1 protein-coding gene is annotated in these 308 nt (G+C 54.2%); it reads left to right on the top strand.

The window, feature by feature from the left end; all coding sequences use genetic code 11:
• Window positions 1–77 precede the first annotated feature (77 nt).
• The coding region (locus tag NE591_RS13910) for a Veg family protein (RefSeq protein WP_256156938.1) at window positions 78–308 on the top strand (231 nt) is incomplete at its 3' end.

Genomic DNA, 308 nt, shown 5'->3' on the forward strand with positions numbered 1-308 from the left:
AAAAAGTTGCGGGGGGTGACAATCGTGGTATGATATGGGGCTGTACTTGTACCGCCAACATGGGAGGAAGTTAGTCAATGGATTTGGCCAAGCAGGCAAAGATCGTCGATGGCATTCATGATACCTTGAATGATTTCGTCGGTCAACGATTGAAAGTGCGCGCCAACATGGGCCGCTCGAAGATCGTCGAGAGCGAAGGCGTGCTCACCCAGGTTCACCCGCAGCTGTTCATCAGGGAAGTCGACCGCAAGCGCGGTCGCACCGCTCGTCAATCCTATCAGTACGTCGACGTGCTCACTGGTATGGTG

It is taken from the genome of Adlercreutzia sp. DFI.6.23, from assembly GCF_024462535.1.
GTDB lineage: Bacteria > Actinomycetota > Coriobacteriia > Coriobacteriales > Eggerthellaceae > Adlercreutzia > Adlercreutzia rubneri.